The sequence below is a fragment of the Tardiphaga sp. 285_C5_N1_2 genome (assembly GCF_052076065.1).
Classification (GTDB): domain Bacteria; phylum Pseudomonadota; class Alphaproteobacteria; order Rhizobiales; family Xanthobacteraceae; genus Tardiphaga; species Tardiphaga robiniae.
On sequence record NZ_CP197241.1, the window covers coordinates 5,377,680 to 5,395,889 of the forward strand.

The following is an 18,210-nucleotide window of genomic DNA, read 5'->3' on the forward strand; positions in this document are numbered from 1 at the left end:
CTATTGCGGGGTCTGCTCGCCCTGTCGCCACTGGCCGCCAGCGATCTTCGCGGCAGCGATGACCGCCTGCGTGCGGCTCTCGACACCGAGCTTCTGCAGGATCGCCGAGACATGCGCCTTGATGGTCGCCTCGGACACGCCAAGCTCATAGGCGATCTGCTTGTTGAGCAGTCCTTGCGACAGCATCATCAGCACGCGGACCTGCTGCGGCGTCAGCGTCACCAGCCGATCGCGCAGTTTGCTCATCTCTGGATCGGCCGCTGCGGACATATCGACGTCCGGTGGAACCCAGACGTCGCCATCCATCACGCGCACGATGGCATCGCGCAGCGTATCGACGCCGAAGCGCTTTGGAATGAAGCCTGACGCGCCAAAGTCCAGCGATTGGCGGATCGTACCGACGTCATCGCTGGCGGAGACGATAACCACCGGAATCGCGGGATACTGTGCTCGGAGGTAAATCAGTCCCGAGAATCCTGATATCCCCGGCATCGACAGATCGAGCAGGATCAGATCGACGTCGGAATCCTGTTCCAGCAGTTTGGTCAGATCCTCGAATGTACCAGCTTCATCGACCGTGGTCGTCGGCAGCACACTGCTGACCGCCTGCCGCAATGCACCGCGGAACAACGGATGATCGTCGGCAATAATGAGGCGCGAGGGAGCGATAACGGTCATCAAAATCCATGCAAAAATCTTGCGGCGAACCAGCGACCGCGTTGAGACGACGCGCAAAAGCGCATTTCGCCACAAGTGTCCCCCGCGCGACAACGTCTTGCAAGCGTCCAATGCTGCCACGCGGTAAATTGGTGAACGCGAGTCATTGTGCGATGCAATATTTCATATGCACGCGCACGTCCGGAAAAACGTTTTCCGCCACTGCGACGTCTGCGCACAGCCCCTTGCGCACGGCCTAAAGTCGTATTGGGTCGCATTTCCCCGCAATGCTACCTTTTGCATCGAAGTTCTCTGCAATGAGCCGACAGGAGTTCGGCGCAGCGAGCGAGAAGCCACAATAAATTTTGCAACGGATTTGGGGAGCGATTCAAACATGTCCACCATCGCAGCAACATCGGCGAAAGCCCAAGGGATGACGAAGGACGAACGCTTCGTCATCTTCGCGTCATCGCTCGGCACTGTTTTCGAATGGTATGACTTCTACCTGTTCGGCTCGCTGGCCGGCATCATCGGCGCGCAGTTCTTCGGCGTGATCGATCCCGCCACCAAGCTGCCGATGTTCAATCAGGCCACGCGCGACATCTTCGCGCTGCTGGCCTTCGCCGCGGGCTTCATCGTTCGTCCGTTTGGCGCCATCGTGTTCGGACGCGTCGGCGACATCGTCGGCCGCAAGTATACGTTCCTCGTCACCATCCTCATCATGGGCCTGTCGACCTTCATCGTCGGCATCCTGCCTAACGCAGCGACCATCGGCATCGCGGCTCCGATCATCCTGATCGGCCTGCGTCTGCTGCAGGGCCTTGCGCTCGGCGGCGAATATGGCGGCGCGGCAACTTATGTGGCGGAACACTCTCCGGCCGGCAAGCGTGGCTACTACACGTCGTTCATTCAGACCACGGCCACGCTCGGCCTGTTCCTGTCGCTGCTCGTGATCCTGTTCACGCGGTCGGCGCTGGGTGAGCCTGAATTCGCCGCCTGGGGCTGGAGAATTCCGTTCCTGGTCTCAGTGGTTCTGCTCGGCATCTCGGTCTGGATCCGTCTGCGCCTGAATGAATCGCCCGTGTTCCAGAAGATGAAGGACGAGGGCAAGGGCTCCAAGGCTCCGCTCACCGAAGCCTTCGGCAACTGGAGCAACGCCAAGATCGTGCTGATCGCACTGTTCGGCGGCGTGATGGGCCAGGGCGTGGTCTGGTACACCGGCCAGTTCTACGCGCTGTTCTTCATGCAATCGATCCTCAAGGTCGACGGTTACACCGCGAATCTCCTGATCGCGTGGTCGCTGCTGCTCGGCACCGGCTTCTTCGTGTTCTGGGGCGCCCTGTCCGACAAGATCGGCCGCAAGCCGATCATTCTGGCAGGCTGCCTGATCGCAGCGCTGACCTTCTTCCCGATCTTCCGGATGATCACCACCAACGCCAACCCGACTCTGGAAAAGGCGATCGAGACCGTGAAGGTGGAAGTCGTTTCAGATCCCGCGCTGTGTGGCGATCTGTTCAACCCGGTCGGCACCCGCGTGTTCTCCACGCCTTGCGATACGGCCCGCGCCTATCTGGCCCAGTCGTCGGTCAAGTACTCGACCGCCTACGGTGCAGCGGGCTCGGGCGTGAAGGTCGTCGTCAACGGCAAGGACGTGCCCTACACCGCAGCGGCGGCGTCGAACCCGCAGGTTCTCGCTGCGGTTCAGGCAGCGGGCTATCCAAAGGCGGGCGACGCGCAGATCGTGAAGATGGCGCATCCGTTCGATATCTTCCGTCCGCAGGTCGCGGCGGTGATCGGACTGCTGTTCGTCCTGGTGCTGTTCGTGACCATGGTCTACGGGCCGATCGCGGCAATGCTGGTCGAACTGTTCCCGACCAAGATCCGCTACACCTCGATGTCGTTGCCCTACCACATCGGCAACGGCTGGTTCGGCGGACTTCTCCCGGCGACCGCCTTCGCCATCGTGGCCTCGACCGGCGATATCTATGCCGGCTTGTGGTACCCGATCATCTTCGCGGCAATCACCGTGGTCGTCGGCTTCTTCTTCCTGCCGGAGACCAAGGACGTCGATATCAGCGCGAACTAATCTCGCCAAGCCGGCAGCCCAGGCTGCCGGCAGACACGACGACAACAAACCGGCCGCGGAGCAATCCGCGGCCTTTTTTCTGTTTCAGCAGATCTGCGAGCGTCAGGTCGCGCCGACGAACTGCAGCACCACCTCGCGGCGATGCGGGCGGGCGCGGTGTTCGATCAGATAGATTCCCTGCCAGGTTCCAAGCGCGAGCTTGTCTGACAGAACGGGGATGTGCAGCGAGGTCGCGGTCAGCATGGTACGAACATGCGCCGGCATGTCGTCGGGACCCTCCGTATCGTGCGTCCAGTTAAAATCCTGAGGCGCAAGACGATCGAGCGTTGTCATGAGATCGACCAGCACGGAAGGATCGGCATTTTCCTGGATGGTGAGCGACGCTGAGGTATGGCGGATGAACAGCGTCAACGCACCTTCTCGGGCGCCGGTCTCGCTCAGGAATTTGCCGACCTCGCGGGTCAGATCGACGAAACCCGCACCGGATGTCTGCACAGTCAGCAGCGACGACACGACAGTTTCGACGCGAACTGCAGACGGCGCGCTGTGCGTGATGGATCTGGCAGATGTCACGACGCTAACCTTTCGACTGGTGGATATTCTGATGAACCAAAACGCGCATATGGCGTTCCCCCTTCAATCAGGATGGACGAGGGAAAACGCCATGAAGCCTAAGACATCAAGGGACATTCCGGGGCCGGGGCCACGCAAGGACGAACAGCGCGCGCAGGAGAAAGCTGTCATCAAGGACGCAGACAACACCGATCAAGCCGACCGCGACACCATCCATGGCGACGGCGACGATATCGGGCTCGACCGCAAATAAGAGCTGCGCACTGCGTTAATCGTCGGAGCTAACCACGTCTGCACGGTGAATTTCCTCGCCCTCCTCGTTGCGGACGGAAATGGCGAAGTGCTTGCCGCGGAGCTCGGGCCTGATCTTATAAATATCGCCCGCGAGCTTGTCGGCGACCTCAGCGGCCAGCAATTCATTGCGCAAAATCTGCCCGGAAGCGTCGGGCACGGTCGTCCCATCGACGAGATCAAAATAAAATCTCGGCATCAAAGTGCTCCCTTAAGTCGAAAACGTACGATTTGGCTCCTCTCTGCTAGTACCGAATTATTCTCTCAATACCGCCGCAAAGGCGCTGCGCATCATACCGGTCAACTATGTGAGCACTGCCATCCGGCGCGAAACTCGCAGCGCTCAGATTTTCCCGCTGGAATCGCGCTGGATGCGGCTAGCCATGTCGACAAGGCGTCGCCACGCATTTTCGACAAAGGCCATCACCCGATCGACGTCGCGTTCGCTCGGTAGCGGAATCTCGATCTTCCTCTCGCCATCCGCACTCCCTGACTTCCCGGGCTTCAGCGAATCCTGTTTCGGGAGCGCTTCATCGGTCTTGCCGGCGACGGCTGGACCGCGCTCCGCAAGCTCCGCCTTCAGCTTGTCGTTGTCCCTCTGCAACCGCCCGATCTCGGTATCGAGCGCGGCATGTTCATCCGGCAAAACATAGCAGGCCCAGCCGGATCCCTTATCCGTGCAGGTCGAAACCGTGCCGGTGCGGGTATCCAGGCGGATGACGCCTTCAGCGATCGGCGACAGCGAATAACGGCCATTCTCGATGTCCGGGAGGGCCTGCGCAGACGCACTGACGATCCCAGCCATCAGAACCGCGCCAACCGGCGCGGCGTACCGCATGGGCTGTCCGGGGGAGGCAAAACGCACCACAGCATTCTTCATGGAGATGCTCCGCGTTGCGAGTTCGGGGCGATAGCCGCCTTTACTCTCAGATGTGCTCAGATTTGAGATTTGAAAGGCGCCCGCTTCGCCTTCAACGCATCAGCCAGCAATTCGAGCCGGTCCTGCCCCCAAAATACTTCACCGTTGAGCACATAGGCCGGCGAGCCGAACACGTCAGCCGCAATCGCCTCCTGACGGTTCTGTTCGTATATCGCAGCCACATCGCTGGACGCTGCGCGCTCTAGCAGTTTCGCGCCCGGCAGCCCCGAATCATCCGCCAGCCTGGTCAGCACGGCCGTGTCGCCGAGATTGAGCTGACCTTCCCAGACCGCGGGAAATGCACGGCGCAGGAACGGGTCCGGATCGTGTCCAGCCTCGAGCGCCGCGATCACCAGACCATCAGCGAGTCGGCCATCGAATGGCCAGTTCTTCGGCTGCAGATGAAAATCGAGACCGCGTTTGTCGCGCCAGCGCTGCAATTCAAGCATCCGGTAGCGCTGCCGCACCGGATGACGCTTGCCGAGCGGAAGGCCGCCGGTTTCCGAAAACAGATCACCGAGAAATACCGGTTTATGATTCACCTTGAGATCATAAGTACTTACGAGATCGCGAAAGAGCGTGTGGCCGATATAGGCCCAGGGCGATGGCAGCGAAAAATAGTAGTCGATCTCTTGAGACATTCCGGGCTCCGGCGGGGCGTTTTCAAACTCTGCGGTACTCCAACAGAGCGCCCTGCGCCGTGCAAGATAGATCACCTCGAAAGTCATTCTTGCGCTGCGGCGATCCCGCGCAGCGGGATTCGAATTTCGTCAATAAAATCAAATGAATCAAAGCACTAACAGGCGATCAGCGAATCTTGACTTGGCAAGATGCGCTAAGTATGGTCCGCCCGGCTTTGAAGGGTGACGGGGCGTTATTTCCAGCATTTGCAGCGTTATTTCGAGTGTCGCAAGCATGACGAACGGCACACGGGACGATGACAGTGAACGCGGAAACGATGGCAAATCGTCTCCCGATGAGGCTGCGCTTTCCGCAAGGCTCGGAAGTCTGAATCAGCGTCTGTCCAAACTTCAGGATGAGCGCAAACTCCAGACTGACCAATCCGAAACTGGAAGCGGAAACGCGCAGTCCAGGGCATCGGCCATGGCGGTGGGTCTCCGTCTTTCTTCGGAACTGGTCGCGGGCGTCGTCGTCGGAACGATTCTGGGCTGGGGCTTCGATCGTTTGCTGTCGACATCGCCGTGGGGGCTGATCGTTCTCATGCTGCTCGGCTTCGTCGCCGGCGTGATGAACGTGATGCGCTCGGCTGGGGTCGGAAAAAAAGCGGAATAAGAAATTCGCGCCCAAGACCTCCGCGTCGTTGGCGCAGCATTTGAGTGCCGGCTGTCCGGCAAGGAAACGCCGGACGTTCCGGCCGAATTGAAAGACCGACGTGGATGGCCGATCCGATCCATCAATTTGAGATCCACAAGATCTTCACCCTGGGCCATATCGGCAATCAGGAAATCGCCTTCACCAACTCATCGGCCTATATGTTCGGCGCTGTCGCCGTCGTGTCGCTGCTGATGATCGGCGGCAGCGCCGGACGTGCGCTGATCCCGAGCCGTTTCCAGTCGGTCGCTGAGCTGTCCTTCGAATTCGTCTCGAATACGGTGCGCAGTAGCATCGGCGAAGAAGGGATGAAGTTCTTCCCGTTCGTGTTCTCGCTGTTCATGTTCATCCTGACGGCGAATCTGATCGGCATCATCCCCTATACCTTCACCGTCACCAGCCATCTGATCGTCGCCGTCGCGCTGGCATTGATGGTGTTCCTGACCGTGCTGCTCTACGGCCTCTACAAAAACGGTCTCGGCTTCTTCAAGCTGTTCGTGCCGCACGGTATTCCGATTTACATCCTGCCGCTGGTTACGGTGATCGAGGTGATCTCGTTCCTGTCCCGCCCGGTGTCGCATTCGGTCCGTCTGTTCGCCAACATGCTGGCCGGCCACATCACACTGAAGGTTTTTGCCGGCTTCGTGACCTCGCTCAGCGCACTCGGCGCACTCGGCATTTTCGGTTCGGTGCTGCCGCTGGCCATGACCACGGCGCTGACCGCGCTGGAACTGCTGGTCGCCTTCCTGCAGGCCTATGTGTTCACGATCCTGACCTGCATCTATCTCAACGACGCACTTCATCCGGGCCACTAACCGCGTTTTAGTGTTCTGGCGGAATTCCACCCCTCAACTGTCTCAATCCCTATCCCAAGAAGGAGTTTTACTATGGATCCCATCGCAGCGAAGTACATCGGCGCCGGCATTGCTTGTCTCGGCATGGGTGGCGCTGGCATCGGCGTCGGCATGATCTTCAGCCAGTTCCTCAACGGTGCGCTCCGCAACCCGTCGGCTTCCCAGGGCCAGTTCGCTAACCTGATCTTCGGCTTCGCCGTGACTGAAGCGCTCGGCATCTTCTCGCTGCTGATCGCGCTGCTGCTGCTGTTCGCCGTCTAAGCTGAAAACGGATCCGGTTGCCGCTCCGTCCTGGAGCGCTTCCGATCGATAAGGAGACTGCTGTGGCTGAAGGTCAGGGCAAATCCAAGGGCGCCGATCACGGGACTGCCGCACACACTGCGGCAGACGGTGGTCACAAGGCGTCGTTTCCGCCGTTCGAGAGCAACACCTTCGCTTCACAGCTGGTGTCGTTCGCGATCGCGTTCGGCTTGCTCTATCTGATCGTGTCGCGTCTGGCGCTGCCCCGCGTCGGCGGCGTGCTTGCGGCCCGTCAGCAGGTTCTCGATACGGACCTGAACGAAGCCGCCAAGCTCAAGGGCGATTCCGACGCTGCATTGAAGGCTTACGAAACCGAACTCGCCAATGCCCGCGCCAAGGCGCAGGCGATGGCGACCGAGGTTCGTGAGAAGCTCAATGCAGAACAGGAGCAGGCCAAGGCGAAGCTCGAAGAGAGCCTTGCCAGCAAGCTTGCTGCAGCGGAGCAGACCATCGCCACCACCCGCGCAACGGCGATGGGCAATGTACGCAGCATCGCTGCGGACACGGCCTCGGCGATCGTCGAACGCCTGACGGGCATCAGCCCGGATGCAGGCGCCGTCAACGCCGCGCTCGACGCGTCGCTGAAAGGATAAACGGATGTTCGGACTTCAAGCTGAATTCTGGGTCGCCGTCGCTTTTGTCCTTCTGATGGCGGTTTTCGGATGGTTCGGTATTCACCGCACCATCCTGACAGCGCTCGACCACCGCAGCGTCCGCATCAAGCAGGAACTCGACGACGCCCGTCGCCTGCGTGATGAAGCCGCCGCGCTGCTCGCAGACTACAAGAAGCGTCATGCCGCGGCCGAGCGCGAAGCGCAGGACATCATCACGTCCGCCAAGGAAGAGGCCGAGCGCATTGCCGCCGAAGCCAAGACCAAGATGGAAGATTTTGTCGCTCGCCGCACCAAGAGCGCCGAAGGCAAGATCGCAATGGCGGAAGCCCAGGCTATCGCAGACGTTCGCGCAGCCGCAGCCGAAGCCGCAGTGAATGCAGCAGCCTCGGTACTGTCGCAGTCGGTAAAGGGCTCGGTGGCCGACGACCTGATCGCCAAGGGTATCGGCGAAGTTCGCTCCAAGCTGAACTAAGCGAAAGACTTCAAACTAAAAAAGCCGGCGCGAAATGATCGCGCCGGCTTTTTTGTTGGCTCGGATAACCCCTTAGCGCCGCTTGCGTGCGGGTGCCTGCGATTTCAGGGCCTGCGGATCGAAGCCGATATAGAAGATGTAGGAATCGCCTGCAGTGCCTGTGGGCACGGGATAAACAAGATCCTCACCGACCAGACTGAACGGCACGCTGGTCTCGCTGCCAATCTGCACATTGGTCTGGAACACCTTGGTAGCGATGGTCTTCGGCGTCACACCTTCCTGCACCACGGCGACACGCAGCGGCACATCGACCACTGCTGGCGCGCCGGCCGGCCCGACGATGACGCGGCCCTGGATGCCGATCTTGACCGAGATCTGACCGCCATTGAGATCGCAGGAGCGCGCTGTCCGGGTGATGGTGGCCTGAAAAGCCAGATCGTTGCCGACCGCAGGCTTGCCTGCGGCGCCGACCGCATAGGTCGAGGCGCCCGGCCGGATGCTGACGCTCGGGCAGGTCAGATCGTTCTCGTCGGTCTGCGGCGACTGCGGCGCGCCGACCTCGGTAGACTTGCCCGAGAACAACTGGGTGAAGCGATCGGTCATCGACGGGCTTCCGCCACCGCTGCTGCTCGGCGAACCGCCGCCGAACATGCTGCCGCCGCCGCAACCGGCCAGCGTCAGGCTTGCTGCAGTGATCACCAGCAGGCCGCGGAGCGCGCCGGTGCAGCCGCTGATCGGCATCGAACGAATGTTGCGCATTGTGAAGATATCCCCGGAAATTCAGTCGTTTGCGCAGCCCCGCCCAAGGCGTGCGCAGGGCCTTATAACAGCGCAATGGCGGCGAACCCAAGGCACTTAAACAAGGCGCTTGAGAGAGGACAGATGCGCGCCATTGCGCCACATCTGGACATCGCGCTGCAGCAGAACTACCCGCGGAAGTCCTCATGCAGCATGCCGTAAAGCAGGTGATCCTGCCAGATGCCATTGATGCAGAGATAACGCCGCGCCAGTCCCTCGCGCGAGAAGCCACACTTCTCCAGCACCCGCACCGACGGCAGGTTGGTGGGAATGCAGGCGGCCTCGATGCGGTGCAGGTTCAACTCGCCAAACAACGTTGGCAACAACACCCGCAGCGCCGCGGTCATCACGCCCTGCCCGGTATAGGGCTGGCCGACCCAGTAGCCGATGGTGCCGGCCTGGACGATGCCCCGGCGCACATTGGCGAGCGTCACGCCGCCCAGCAGCGTGCCATCGGACTCGCGAAACACCAGAAACGGATAGGCGCGATCAGCGGACGCATCGTCGGCATAGCGGCGCAGACGGCGGCGAAAGCCGGAGCGCGTCAGGTCGTCTGACGGCCAGATCGGCTCCCACGGCGTGAGATAACCCCGGCTCAGCTCACGCAGATCGGCCCATTGCGGAAAATCGCTCATCACGGGCGCGCGCAATGCAACGCCGTAGCCGCGCGGCGCCAGCGCCGCCGGCATGCTTGATGGCAAACGAAACAGGGCCATAGGCTCGCTCCCTGATGCCTCGGACCTCACCTGCCTAGTGGAGCAGGCTCTTGTCCTTGGCGCGGGTCAATCCTTCCGCAAAAGCCACTGCCGTGTCCAGCCCCCGGCCGCTGCCGAGCGCCGCCACGGCCGGGCGGCTGCGCGTCAGCAAGCCACGGGCGACATTGCGGGTCGATTCCACGCTGACATCATCGATGCGCTGGACGAGCTCTTCCACGGTGAGCGGCCGGCCATAGGCCAGCATGTGCCGCGCCAATTGCTCGGCGCGCGAGCTGCAGCTCTCCAGCGCCATGAGCAGCCCGGCCTTCATCTGCGCCTTGGCGCGGGCAATCTCGGCTTCGGTCAATGTCTCGACAGACTCGTTGATGACATCGACGATGACTTCCATCATCTCAGGTGCATCGGTCGGATCGGTGCCGGTATAGAGACCGAAGAAGCCGGTGTCGGTATAGGGCGCGTGGAAGGTGTAGATCGAATAGCAGAGACCGCGCTTTTCGCGCACTTCCTGGAACAGCCGCGAGGACATGCCGCCGCCGAGAATGTTGGTGAAGACCTGCAGACTGAACAGCGACAGGTCCGACTGCGGCAAACCTTCCAGCGCCAGCGTCAGATGCGCCTGTTCGAGATCGCGATTGACCACACGCGAACCGCCCTTGCCGAACATCGCCGGTTGCGGCTTCGGCGCAGCCGTGCCTTCGAAGCTGGAAAAGCGATCGGCGGCTTCATGCACAACCTGGCGGTGATTCACGGCGCCTGCGGCAGCCACCACCATGTCCGGCCCGCGATAATGCGTGGACAGGTAGCTCTGCAGCATGTCGCGATCAAAACCCTTCAGCGTCTTGGCGGTGCCCAGAAGCGAACGGCCCATCGGCTGGTCGGGATAGCAGAGCTCGTTGAGATGTTCGAACACGACATCGTCCGGCGTGTCCTGTGCCGCACCGATCTCCTGCACGATCACGCTCTTCTCGCGCTCCAGCTCGTCCGGCACGAACGTCGGATTGGCGAGAATGTCGGAGAGCACATCCAGCGCCAGCGGCACATCGGCCTTCATCACGCGGGCGTAATAGGCCGTGGTTTCGGTCGAGGTCGCGGCATTGAGATCGCCGCCGACCGCCTCGATCTCCTCGACGATCTCGCGCGACGAACGCTTCTTGGTGCCCTTGAACGCCATGTGTTCGAGCAGATGCGAGATGCCGTGCTCGTTGGGCTTCTCATCGCGGCCACCGACGCCGGTCCAGACGCCGAGCGCTGCGGTTTCCAGATGCGGCATGGTATCGGTGATGACCGTCAGGCCCGAAGGCAGCTTGGTAACTTCGACAGTCATCAGGACACTCCTTGCTTCGCAGCGCGGCTGACCGACAGCACGAACTGCTCAATATCGCTTTGGTCATTCTTCATGACCTTAATATGCTCGGGCTTCGTCATCAGCCCTTCCAGATAGACGGGCAATGCCGGCCGCACGCCGCAAGCCGCCTCCACCGCATCGGGGAATTTCGCTGCATGCGCCGTCGACAGCACGACATTGGGCACATGCATCTCGGTGGTGTCGCGATCGGCGACGGCCAATGCCACGGCAGTATGCGGATCGATCAGGTCGCCGGTTTCGCGCCACGCCGCGCGAATGGCAGCCGATGTCTCATCCTCATCGGCGCGGCCGGATTCGAAATCGGCACGGATCGCGGTCAGCACTTTCTCGGGCAGCACGAAACGACCGGACTGCTTGAGCGAATCCATCAACCCGCGCACCAGCGCAGCATCGCGGCCGGAGGCTTCAAACAGCAGGCGCTCGAAATTCGACGACACCTGAATGTCCATCGACGGCGACGACGAGGCGTGAACCTCACGCACCTCGTAGATGCCGGTCTTGAGCGTACGATCGAGGATGTCGTTGACGTTGGCGGCGACGCGCAGCTTGCGTACCGGCAGACCCATGCGCTTGGCCACATAGCCCGCAAAGATGTCACCGAAATTGCCGGTAGGTACCGTGAAATCAACGCTGCGTGCAGGCGCACCGACGGCGACTGCCGAGGTGAAGTAGTAAACCACCTGCGCAACGATACGCGCCCAGTTGATCGAGTTCACACCTGACAACGACACGGCGTCACGAAACTTGTGATGGTTGAACAGGCCCTTCACGATCGCCTGGCAATCGTCGAAATGGCCCTCGACGGCGAGCGCATGGACGTTCGACGCGCCGGTCGTGGTCATCATGCGACGCTGCACGTCGGAAATACGGCCGTTCGGAAACAGTACGACGAGATCGACATTGTCGCGACCGGCGAAGGCATCGACGGCAGCGCCACCGGTGTCGCCGGAGGTCGCGACCACGATCGTGGTGCGCTGATTGCGCTTGGCGAGAACATGATCCATCAACCGCGCGATGAGCTGCATGGCGACGTCCTTGAACGCCAGCGTCGGGCCGTGAAACAGCTCGAGCATGAACTGGTTCGGCGCGGTCTGGTCGAGCGGCACCACGGCGGGATGGCGGAAGGTGGCATAGGCCTCATTGGCCATGCGCCCGAGATCCTCGTCGGAAATCTCGCCGGCCACGAATGGCCGGAGCACCTCGACGGCGACTTCCCAATAGGGCCGACCGAACAGCGACGCGATGGTCTCGGCTGACAACTGGGGCCAGACCTCGGGAATGTAGAGGCCGCCGTCGCGGGCAAGCCCGGTCAGCATGACATCGCAAAAACCGAGTTTCGGGGCCTCTCCCCGCGTCGAGATATAGGTCGTCAAGGCGTCCTCCAAAGGCGCGGAAACCGCCAAGCCTTTGATAATAATGGGGTTAAAACTTCACGCCGCGTGAAATCGAAGGGCACCATAATGGGTTTCGCCGGGCGAGGAAACCGACTTTGGCCAGGGTTCAGGCTCGCCGCTGGCCCCTGATCCAGACCCCGAAAGCAATCACCACGGCGGCCGCGAGGCCAAACCATGTGATGGCATATTGCATGTGGTCATCCTTGAGATGGATTTCGAGCGGACCGGGCTTCGGAATGGCGTTGGCCGGCACCGGACTTTCCAGATCGACATAGAACGGCGCGACAGGGCCCCAGCCGAGCGCCTGCGCCATGGCGCGCTGGTCGCGGTTGAACCACAGACGCTTGTTGACGTCGTCATGGGGCGTCAACGTGCCCGCGGTTTCGGGAAAGCGCAGATAGCCGGTCAGGGTCACGGGGGTGCCGGTGATGAGCTTCTGCACGGCGCGGTCCTGCTGCGCGCGATCCTGCATCGTGTTCTGCACGAAGCCTGCATTGATCACGACGGTCTCGCCGGATGCCAGCTGCGCCGGCAGGAAGGCCCAGGTCACCGGGCCCGGCACATCGGGCCGCACCCCGGAGCCGGAGCTGTAGACCATGCCGTCCGGCACGGGTTTGTAGGTGGCCGAGAAGCTGACGCGGCGGAATTCGTCCTTCGCCGGGGTCAGCGTGCTCCATGTGGCTGGCGCGGGCAATGTGCCGGGCGCACCTGCAAGGCGCTCCGTGAGTGCGGCGATCAACGCGTGTTTCTCGGTACGGCGCTGCAACTGCCAGAAGCCGAGGCTGAGGAGCACACCGACGATGATGAGCGTGACGATGCCGAGACCGGTGATACTGCGCCGGCGCGCTGCAACAGTGTTCATTTCGGCGCGCGATCGATGAGTTGGCCTTCGGAAGCCTTGTGGTGGAATTGCAGGGCGATCAGCAGCGACTTCATTGAGCGCAACGGCAGCAGCGTGGTCGCGAGAATCAGCGGCAGCCATAGCGCGGCATGCAGCCAGAATGGCGGCTGGTACTTAACCTCTACCACCAGCGCGCAACCGACCACGATGGCACCGGCGAGCATGATGATGAAGATTGCCGGGCCATCACCGGTGTCGATGAAAGCATAGTCCAGTTCGCAACGCTCACAGCGCGGCGCCAGATTGATGAAGCCCGCATAGAGCTTGCCCGCACCGCAGCGCGGGCATTTGCAGGTAAGGCCGCGGATGACGGTCTGGCCAAGACTGACGGGAACAGCTGCTTGATCGGGCATCGAGTCGAATTCTTTCACGGCGCAAGCGCCAAACAAAAAGGGCGGCCCTGCGGCCGCCCTCTTGTAGCACCCGAATACGGTCAGTGCGCGGCTGCGCCGACGATAGGGCCGCCATAGCCCCAGACATAGATCGTGACGAACAGGAACAGCCAGACCACGTCCACGAAGTGCCAGTACCAGGCGGCGAATTCGAAGCCGAGATGCTGTTTCGGCGTGAAGTGACCGGCATAGACGCGGAACAGGCAGACCAGCAGGAAGATGGTGCCGACCAGCACGTGGAAACCGTGGAAGCCGGTCGCCATGAAGAAAGTCGCGCCGTAGATGTTGCCCTTGAAGCCGAAAGCAGCGTGGGCGTATTCGAACGCTTGCACGCAGGAGAAGGCCGCGCCGAGCAGCACCGTGAGGATCAGCGCATACTTCACCGCCTTGCGGTCACCTTCCAGCAGCGCGTGATGCGCCCAGGTCACCGTGGTGCCCGAGGTCAGCAGGATCAGCGTGTTGAGCAGCGGCAGGTGCCAGGGATCGAAGGTCTGGATGCCCTTCGGCGGCCAGACGCCACCGAACAGCGCTTCGCGGGTCGCATGCACGGGATCGCCGGGGAACAGCGACGAATTGAAGTAGGCCCAGAACCAAGCGACGAAGAACATCACTTCCGAAGCGATGAACAGGATCATGCCGTAGCGATGGCTGATCTGCACCACGCGGGTGTGGTCGCCCTTGTACTGGGCTTCGCGAACCACGTCGGTCCACCAGCTTGCGAACACGTAGAGCACACCGATGGTGCCGACGCCGAACACGATGGGCGCCGCGGCATACATGTGGTGCATCCAGCTGACCGCGCCGACCGCCATAATGAAGGCGAACAGCGAGCCTACCGCCGGCCACGGCGAGGGATCGACGAGGTGATAGTCGTGGTGCTTTGCTTGCGCCGTAGCCATTGCGGTTCTCTCCGTCAGCTGCGCCGGTTGAAGCCGGTGCGAGTTCTCTCAATTTTATAACTTGGAACGCTCCAGGATTTCTCCTGAAGGTTACCCGTATCTCAGAGGTTTCCCTTGCGCTTGTCAGTCTCCGTCGCCGCCAGCGGCTTCGGCGCCGGATCGCGCAGGGGGTAGAACGTGTAGGACAGTGTGATCGACTTCAGTCCGTCATTCTCGCTATCCGCGGCCAGCGCAGGATCGACATAGAATACGACGGGCATTTCGCGCTTCTCACCGGGCGCCAGGGTCTGGTCGGTGAAGCAGAAGCAATTGATCTTCTGGAAATACGCACCCACCGTCAGCGGCGCTACATTATAGGCAGCCTGTGCGGAGGTGGTACGGGCGGACTGGTTGGTCACCGTATAGAACACGGTCACGACCTCGCCGATCTTGACCTCGATCTCGCTCTGCTCCGGGACGAATTTCCATGGCAGGCCGCCCGACACATTGGCATCGAAGCGCACGGCGATCTTGCGCGCGATCGGTCCCGTCGCGGGTGCTGAACTCGCCACCATCGTGGTGCCGTTGAAGCCGGTGGCGCGGCAGAACCAGTTATATAGCGGCACGGCGGCGTAGGACGCGCCGACCATGAAGGCGACCAGCAGACCGCACGCCGCAGCCACAGCCACATCGCGACCGAGGCGCGGCTTCGAGGCTTTGATGTTCTGCGGCTGATCGGTCATGTCACTCGGCTTCTGTCATTACATCGGCCGGATGAGAACGGCCGGCCCCTTGACCATGGTGACGGCAAAAAACAGCACGACGAGAATGCCGAGCGCCCAGGCGATGGCCAGCGAGCGTTCGCGCCGGCTCTTCTTCTGCGCCTCGGTGAGGACGATGCCCTCTGGCTCGGTAGGCTTGCGCTCATTGTCCATCGGATCATGCGCCCCTCTACCAGACCATCGGGAGGATGGCCTTCACGACCACCTCGAGCAACAGAATGGCAAACAGCGCGAACAGATAGACGATCGAGAAAGCAAACAGCTTGCGAGTCGCGCGATTGGCAGGCGTGCCTTCGCGCAGACGATAGACCTCGACGGCGAGATACATCATGCCGGCGCCAAGGATCAGCGAAGCCGTGCCGTAGATGGCAGAGAAATAGCCGAGTGGCCAAGGTGCGACGGCAGTTGCGACCAGCACAACGGTGTAGAGCAGGATCTGCAGCCGGGTCGCGTCGGGACCGACAACCACCGGCAGCATCGGCACGCCGGCGCGGGTGTAATCGTCGTTGCGGAACAGGGCCAGCGCCCAGAAATGCGGCGGGGTCCAGAAGAAGATGATCAGGAATAGCAGGACCGGCTCCATCGAGAGCGTTCCTGACGCCGCAGCCCAGGCAACGACTGGCGGCAGCGCGCCGGCTGCACCGCCGATGACGATGTTCTGCGCGGTCCAGCGCTTCAGAGCGATGGTGTAGATCACGACATAGAAGAAGATGGTGAAAGCGAGCAGCGCGCCGGCGAGCCAGTTGACGAGGATGCCGAGCGTCATCACCGAGAAGAAGGCCAGCACCAGACCGAAGGTCAGTGCTTCCGGCCGGGTGATGCGACCGCGCGGAATCGGGCGGTTGGCGGTGCGCGACATCAGGGCGTCGATATCGGCTTCGTACCACATGTTCAGCGCGCCGGAGGCGCCGCCGCCGACAGCGATACAGAGGATCGAGGTGATCGCCAGCACCGGGTGATGATCGCCCGGCGCTAGGAAATAACCGACCATCGCCGTGAACACGACCAGCGACATCACCCGCGGCTTGAGCAGCGCGATGTAGTCGGCAACACCCGCTTCGGAGATGCGGGGGGCAGACAGGTCGATGGTATGGTGGTCGAGGACGGACAAGATCATTCTCACTTTTGTTACGAGCACTCCGCCGAAACCCTTGCGAGTTCGGCGGAGGCATTAACTCGGTGCGGCACCCAAGAGCGCCGCACGAAAACCACTTACTGAACGCGCGGCAGCACTTCGAACTGATGGAACGGCGGTGGCGAGCTCAGGGTCCATTCCAGCGTGGTCGCGCCCGAACCCCACGGATTGTTCGCAGCCTGTTCCTTGCGGACGAAAGCTTCGATCACGCCGTAGATGAAGATCAGCACGGCAAAGCCGGAGATGTAGGAGCCGATCGACGAGACCAGGTTCCAGCCGGCGAAGGCATCCGGATAGTCGACATAACGGCGCGGCATGCCCGACAGACCCAGGAAGTGCTGCGGGAAGAACACCAGATTCACGCCAATGAAGGTGACCCAGAAATGCGCCTTGGCGATGGTTTCCGAATACATGTAGCCGAACATCTTCGGGAACCAGTAATACCAGCCGGCGAAGATGGCGAACACAGCGCCCAGCGACAGCACGTAGTGGAAGTGCGCCACCACATAGTAGGTGTCCTGCAACACGCGATCGACGCCGGCATTGGCCAGCACGACGCCGGTGACGCCGCCGAGGGTGAACAGGAAGATGAAGCCCACGGCCCACAACATCGGCGCCTTGAACTCGATGGAACCGCCCCACATCGTGGCGATCCAGGAGAAGATCTTCACGCCGGTGGGCACCGCGATGACCATCGTGGCGGCAACGAAGTAGGCCTGCGTCGCCGACGACATGCCGACGGTGTACATGTGGTGCGCCCAGACGACGAAGCCGATGCCGCCGATGGCCACCATCGCATAGGCCATGCCGAGATAACCGAACACCGGCTTCTTCGAGAAGGTCGAGATGATCTGCGAGATCATGCCAAAGCCAGGCAGGATCAGGATGTACACTTCGGGGTGACCGAAGAACCAGAACAGATGCTGGAACAGGATCGGATCGCCGCCGCCGTCCGCGGCAAAGAACGTGGTGCCGAAGTTACGGTCCGTCAGCAGCATGGTGATGGCGCCCGCCAGAACCGGCAGCGACAGCAGCAGCAGGAACACGGTGACCAGGATCGACCACACGAACAGCGGCATCTTGTGCAGGGTCATGCCCGGCGCGCGCATGTTGAAGATGGTGGTGATGAAGTTGATGGCACCGAGGATCGACGATGCACCGGCGATATGCAGCGCCAGAATCGCGAAGTCGACGGCGGGACCGGGATGGCCCGATGTCGAGAGCGGCGCATACATGGTCCAGCCGGCACCGACACCGTTCGCGCCGGGCTCGCCCTCCACAAAGGTCGAGATGATGAGCAGCGCGAAGGCAGCCGGCAGCAGCCAGAACGACACGTTGTTCATGCGTGGGAACGCCATGTCCGGCGCGCCGATCATCAGCGGCACCATCCAGTTGCCGAAACCGCCGATCATCGCGGGCATCACCATGAAGAAGATCATGATCAGGCCGTGCGAGGTGACGAAGACGTTGTAGGTGTGGCTTTCGTGGAAGATCTGGACGCCCGGATACATCAACTCGATGCGGATCAGGATCGACATGATGCCGCCGATGACGCCCGCCACGATCGCGAAGATAAGGTACATCGTGCCGATGTCCTTATGGTTCGTCGAATAGACGTAACGCCGCCACCCCGTCGGATGCGCATGCGCATGATCGTCGTGGGCGTGATCGTCGTGAGCCGGTGTTGCCGCGGTCGTTGCCATTTTCAAATCCTGCTTTGTCTTCTTCTGGCAGTCTTTCGGACCTTGCG

General features: G+C 61.5%; 23 protein-coding genes. 7 read left to right on the forward strand and 16 right to left on the reverse strand.

Annotation, left to right across the window (positions count from 1 at the left end):
* Positions 1 to 678, reverse strand: coding sequence for a response regulator (locus tag AB7951_RS25455; RefSeq protein ID WP_068732722.1), 678 nt, complete (start codon positions 676 to 678; stop codon positions 1 to 3).
* 412 nt (positions 679 to 1,090) lie between these two features.
* Between AB7951_RS25455 and AB7951_RS25460 the strand changes: the two genes are divergently transcribed.
* Positions 1,091 to 2,743, forward strand: a complete 1,653-nt coding sequence (locus AB7951_RS25460; RefSeq protein WP_374725619.1) for an MFS transporter — start codon at positions 1,091 to 1,093, stop codon at positions 2,741 to 2,743.
* Positions 2,744 to 2,845: 102 nt separating this feature from the next.
* Here the strand turns inward: AB7951_RS25460 and AB7951_RS25465 are convergent, their stop codons facing one another.
* The gene (locus tag AB7951_RS25465) at positions 2,846 to 3,316 is read right to left on the reverse strand and encodes a secondary thiamine-phosphate synthase enzyme YjbQ (RefSeq protein ID WP_120288173.1); all 471 of its coding nucleotides are present in this window, start codon (positions 3,314 to 3,316) and stop codon (positions 2,846 to 2,848) included.
* Positions 3,317 to 3,407: 91 nt separating this feature from the next.
* Here AB7951_RS25465 and AB7951_RS25470 point away from each other — a divergent pair, with 91 nt between their 5' ends.
* Positions 3,408 to 3,569: a hypothetical protein gene (locus tag AB7951_RS25470; RefSeq protein ID WP_199712016.1), complete on the forward strand. Its 162-nt coding sequence runs from the start codon at positions 3,408 to 3,410 to the stop codon at positions 3,567 to 3,569.
* Positions 3,570 to 3,584: 15 nt separating this feature from the next.
* On the opposite strand, the gene AB7951_RS25475 is transcribed toward AB7951_RS25470, so the two are convergent.
* The 3 genes from AB7951_RS25475 to AB7951_RS25485 form a co-directional block, all read right to left on the reverse strand.
* A complete protein-coding gene (locus AB7951_RS25475; protein ID WP_089266842.1) occupies positions 3,585 to 3,806 on the reverse strand; it encodes a DUF6894 family protein in 222 nt (73 codons plus the stop codon).
* Between the two features lie 144 nt (positions 3,807 to 3,950).
* Positions 3,951 to 4,445: a hypothetical protein gene (locus AB7951_RS25480; RefSeq protein ID WP_120289078.1), complete on the reverse strand. Its 495-nt coding sequence runs from the start codon at positions 4,443 to 4,445 to the stop codon at positions 3,951 to 3,953.
* A 98-nt stretch (positions 4,446 to 4,543) separates the two neighbouring features.
* Positions 4,544 to 5,167 carry a 2-hydroxychromene-2-carboxylate isomerase gene (locus AB7951_RS25485; RefSeq protein ID WP_120288171.1) on the reverse strand — a complete coding sequence of 208 codons (624 nt, stop codon included), beginning with the start codon at positions 5,165 to 5,167 and terminating at the stop codon, positions 4,544 to 4,546.
* Between the two features lie 274 nt (positions 5,168 to 5,441).
* Here AB7951_RS25485 and AB7951_RS25490 point away from each other — a divergent pair, with 274 nt between their 5' ends.
* The 5 genes from AB7951_RS25490 (at position 5,442) to AB7951_RS25510 (ending at position 8,098) form a co-directional block, all read left to right on the forward strand.
* A complete protein-coding gene (locus AB7951_RS25490) occupies positions 5,442 to 5,819 on the forward strand; it encodes an AtpZ/AtpI family protein (RefSeq protein WP_068732630.1) in 378 nt (125 codons plus the stop codon).
* A gap of 104 nt (positions 5,820 to 5,923) precedes the next feature.
* On the forward strand, positions 5,924 to 6,673 hold the full coding sequence (locus AB7951_RS25495) for a F0F1 ATP synthase subunit A (RefSeq protein ID WP_089266839.1): 750 nt from the start codon (positions 5,924 to 5,926) through the stop codon (positions 6,671 to 6,673).
* Between the two features lie 72 nt (positions 6,674 to 6,745).
* Positions 6,746 to 6,973, forward strand: a complete 228-nt coding sequence (locus AB7951_RS25500; protein WP_068732626.1) for a F0F1 ATP synthase subunit C — start codon at positions 6,746 to 6,748, stop codon at positions 6,971 to 6,973.
* A gap of 62 nt (positions 6,974 to 7,035) precedes the next feature.
* Positions 7,036 to 7,605: a F0F1 ATP synthase subunit B family protein gene (locus tag AB7951_RS25505; RefSeq protein WP_120289077.1), complete on the forward strand. Its 570-nt coding sequence runs from the start codon at positions 7,036 to 7,038 to the stop codon at positions 7,603 to 7,605.
* 4 nt (positions 7,606 to 7,609) lie between these two features.
* Complete coding sequence (locus AB7951_RS25510) at positions 7,610 to 8,098, forward strand: F0F1 ATP synthase subunit B family protein (RefSeq protein ID WP_068732624.1); 489 nt, start codon at positions 7,610 to 7,612, stop codon at positions 8,096 to 8,098.
* Positions 8,099 to 8,170: 72 nt separating this feature from the next.
* Here AB7951_RS25510 and AB7951_RS25515 read toward each other — a convergent pair whose 3' ends face one another.
* The 11 genes from AB7951_RS25515 to ctaD all read right to left on the reverse strand — a co-directional run bounded on the left by AB7951_RS25515 (position 8,171) and on the right by ctaD (position 18,163).
* The gene (locus AB7951_RS25515) at positions 8,171 to 8,857 is read right to left on the reverse strand and encodes a hypothetical protein (protein ID WP_439062080.1); all 687 of its coding nucleotides are present in this window, start codon (positions 8,855 to 8,857) and stop codon (positions 8,171 to 8,173) included.
* A 167-nt stretch (positions 8,858 to 9,024) separates the two neighbouring features.
* Positions 9,025 to 9,612 (reverse strand): GNAT family N-acetyltransferase, encoded by a 588-nt coding sequence (locus AB7951_RS25520; protein ID WP_068732622.1) that lies wholly within the window; start codon positions 9,610 to 9,612, stop codon positions 9,025 to 9,027.
* Between the two features lie 34 nt (positions 9,613 to 9,646).
* Entirely contained in the window at positions 9,647 to 10,936 is a 1,290-nt protein-coding gene (locus AB7951_RS25525; protein ID WP_093761650.1) for a M16 family metallopeptidase, read from the reverse strand.
* A complete protein-coding gene (gene thrC / locus AB7951_RS25530; RefSeq protein WP_199712015.1) occupies positions 10,936 to 12,351 on the reverse strand; it encodes a threonine synthase in 1,416 nt (471 codons plus the stop codon). The genes AB7951_RS25525 and thrC overlap by 1 nt, the downstream gene beginning before the upstream one ends.
* A 127-nt stretch (positions 12,352 to 12,478) precedes the next feature.
* Positions 12,479 to 13,234, reverse strand: coding sequence for an SURF1 family cytochrome oxidase biogenesis protein (locus AB7951_RS25535; RefSeq protein WP_120288169.1), 756 nt, complete (start codon positions 13,232 to 13,234; stop codon positions 12,479 to 12,481).
* Entirely contained in the window at positions 13,231 to 13,626 is a 396-nt protein-coding gene (locus AB7951_RS25540; protein WP_120289075.1) for a DUF983 domain-containing protein, read from the reverse strand. Before AB7951_RS25540 ends, AB7951_RS25535 begins: the two co-directional genes overlap by 4 nt.
* Positions 13,627 to 13,706: 80 nt before the next feature.
* Positions 13,707 to 14,564 (reverse strand): cytochrome c oxidase subunit 3, encoded by an 858-nt coding sequence (locus AB7951_RS25545; RefSeq protein WP_089266832.1) that lies wholly within the window; start codon positions 14,562 to 14,564, stop codon positions 13,707 to 13,709.
* A gap of 101 nt (positions 14,565 to 14,665) precedes the next feature.
* Positions 14,666 to 15,286: a cytochrome c oxidase assembly protein gene (locus AB7951_RS25550; RefSeq protein ID WP_120288168.1), complete on the reverse strand. Its 621-nt coding sequence runs from the start codon at positions 15,284 to 15,286 to the stop codon at positions 14,666 to 14,668.
* An 18-nt stretch (positions 15,287 to 15,304) separates the two neighbouring features.
* The gene (locus AB7951_RS25555) at positions 15,305 to 15,478 is read right to left on the reverse strand and encodes a CoxF protein (RefSeq protein ID WP_120288167.1); all 174 of its coding nucleotides are present in this window, start codon (positions 15,476 to 15,478) and stop codon (positions 15,305 to 15,307) included.
* Between the two features lie 16 nt (positions 15,479 to 15,494).
* The gene (locus AB7951_RS25560; RefSeq protein WP_120289074.1) at positions 15,495 to 16,436 is read right to left on the reverse strand and encodes a heme o synthase; all 942 of its coding nucleotides are present in this window, start codon (positions 16,434 to 16,436) and stop codon (positions 15,495 to 15,497) included.
* Between the two features lie 101 nt (positions 16,437 to 16,537).
* On the reverse strand, positions 16,538 to 18,163 hold the full coding sequence (gene ctaD / locus AB7951_RS25565; RefSeq protein ID WP_089266829.1) for a cytochrome c oxidase subunit I: 1,626 nt from the start codon (positions 18,161 to 18,163) through the stop codon (positions 16,538 to 16,540).
* Between the last annotated feature and the right edge of the window lie 47 nt (positions 18,164 to 18,210).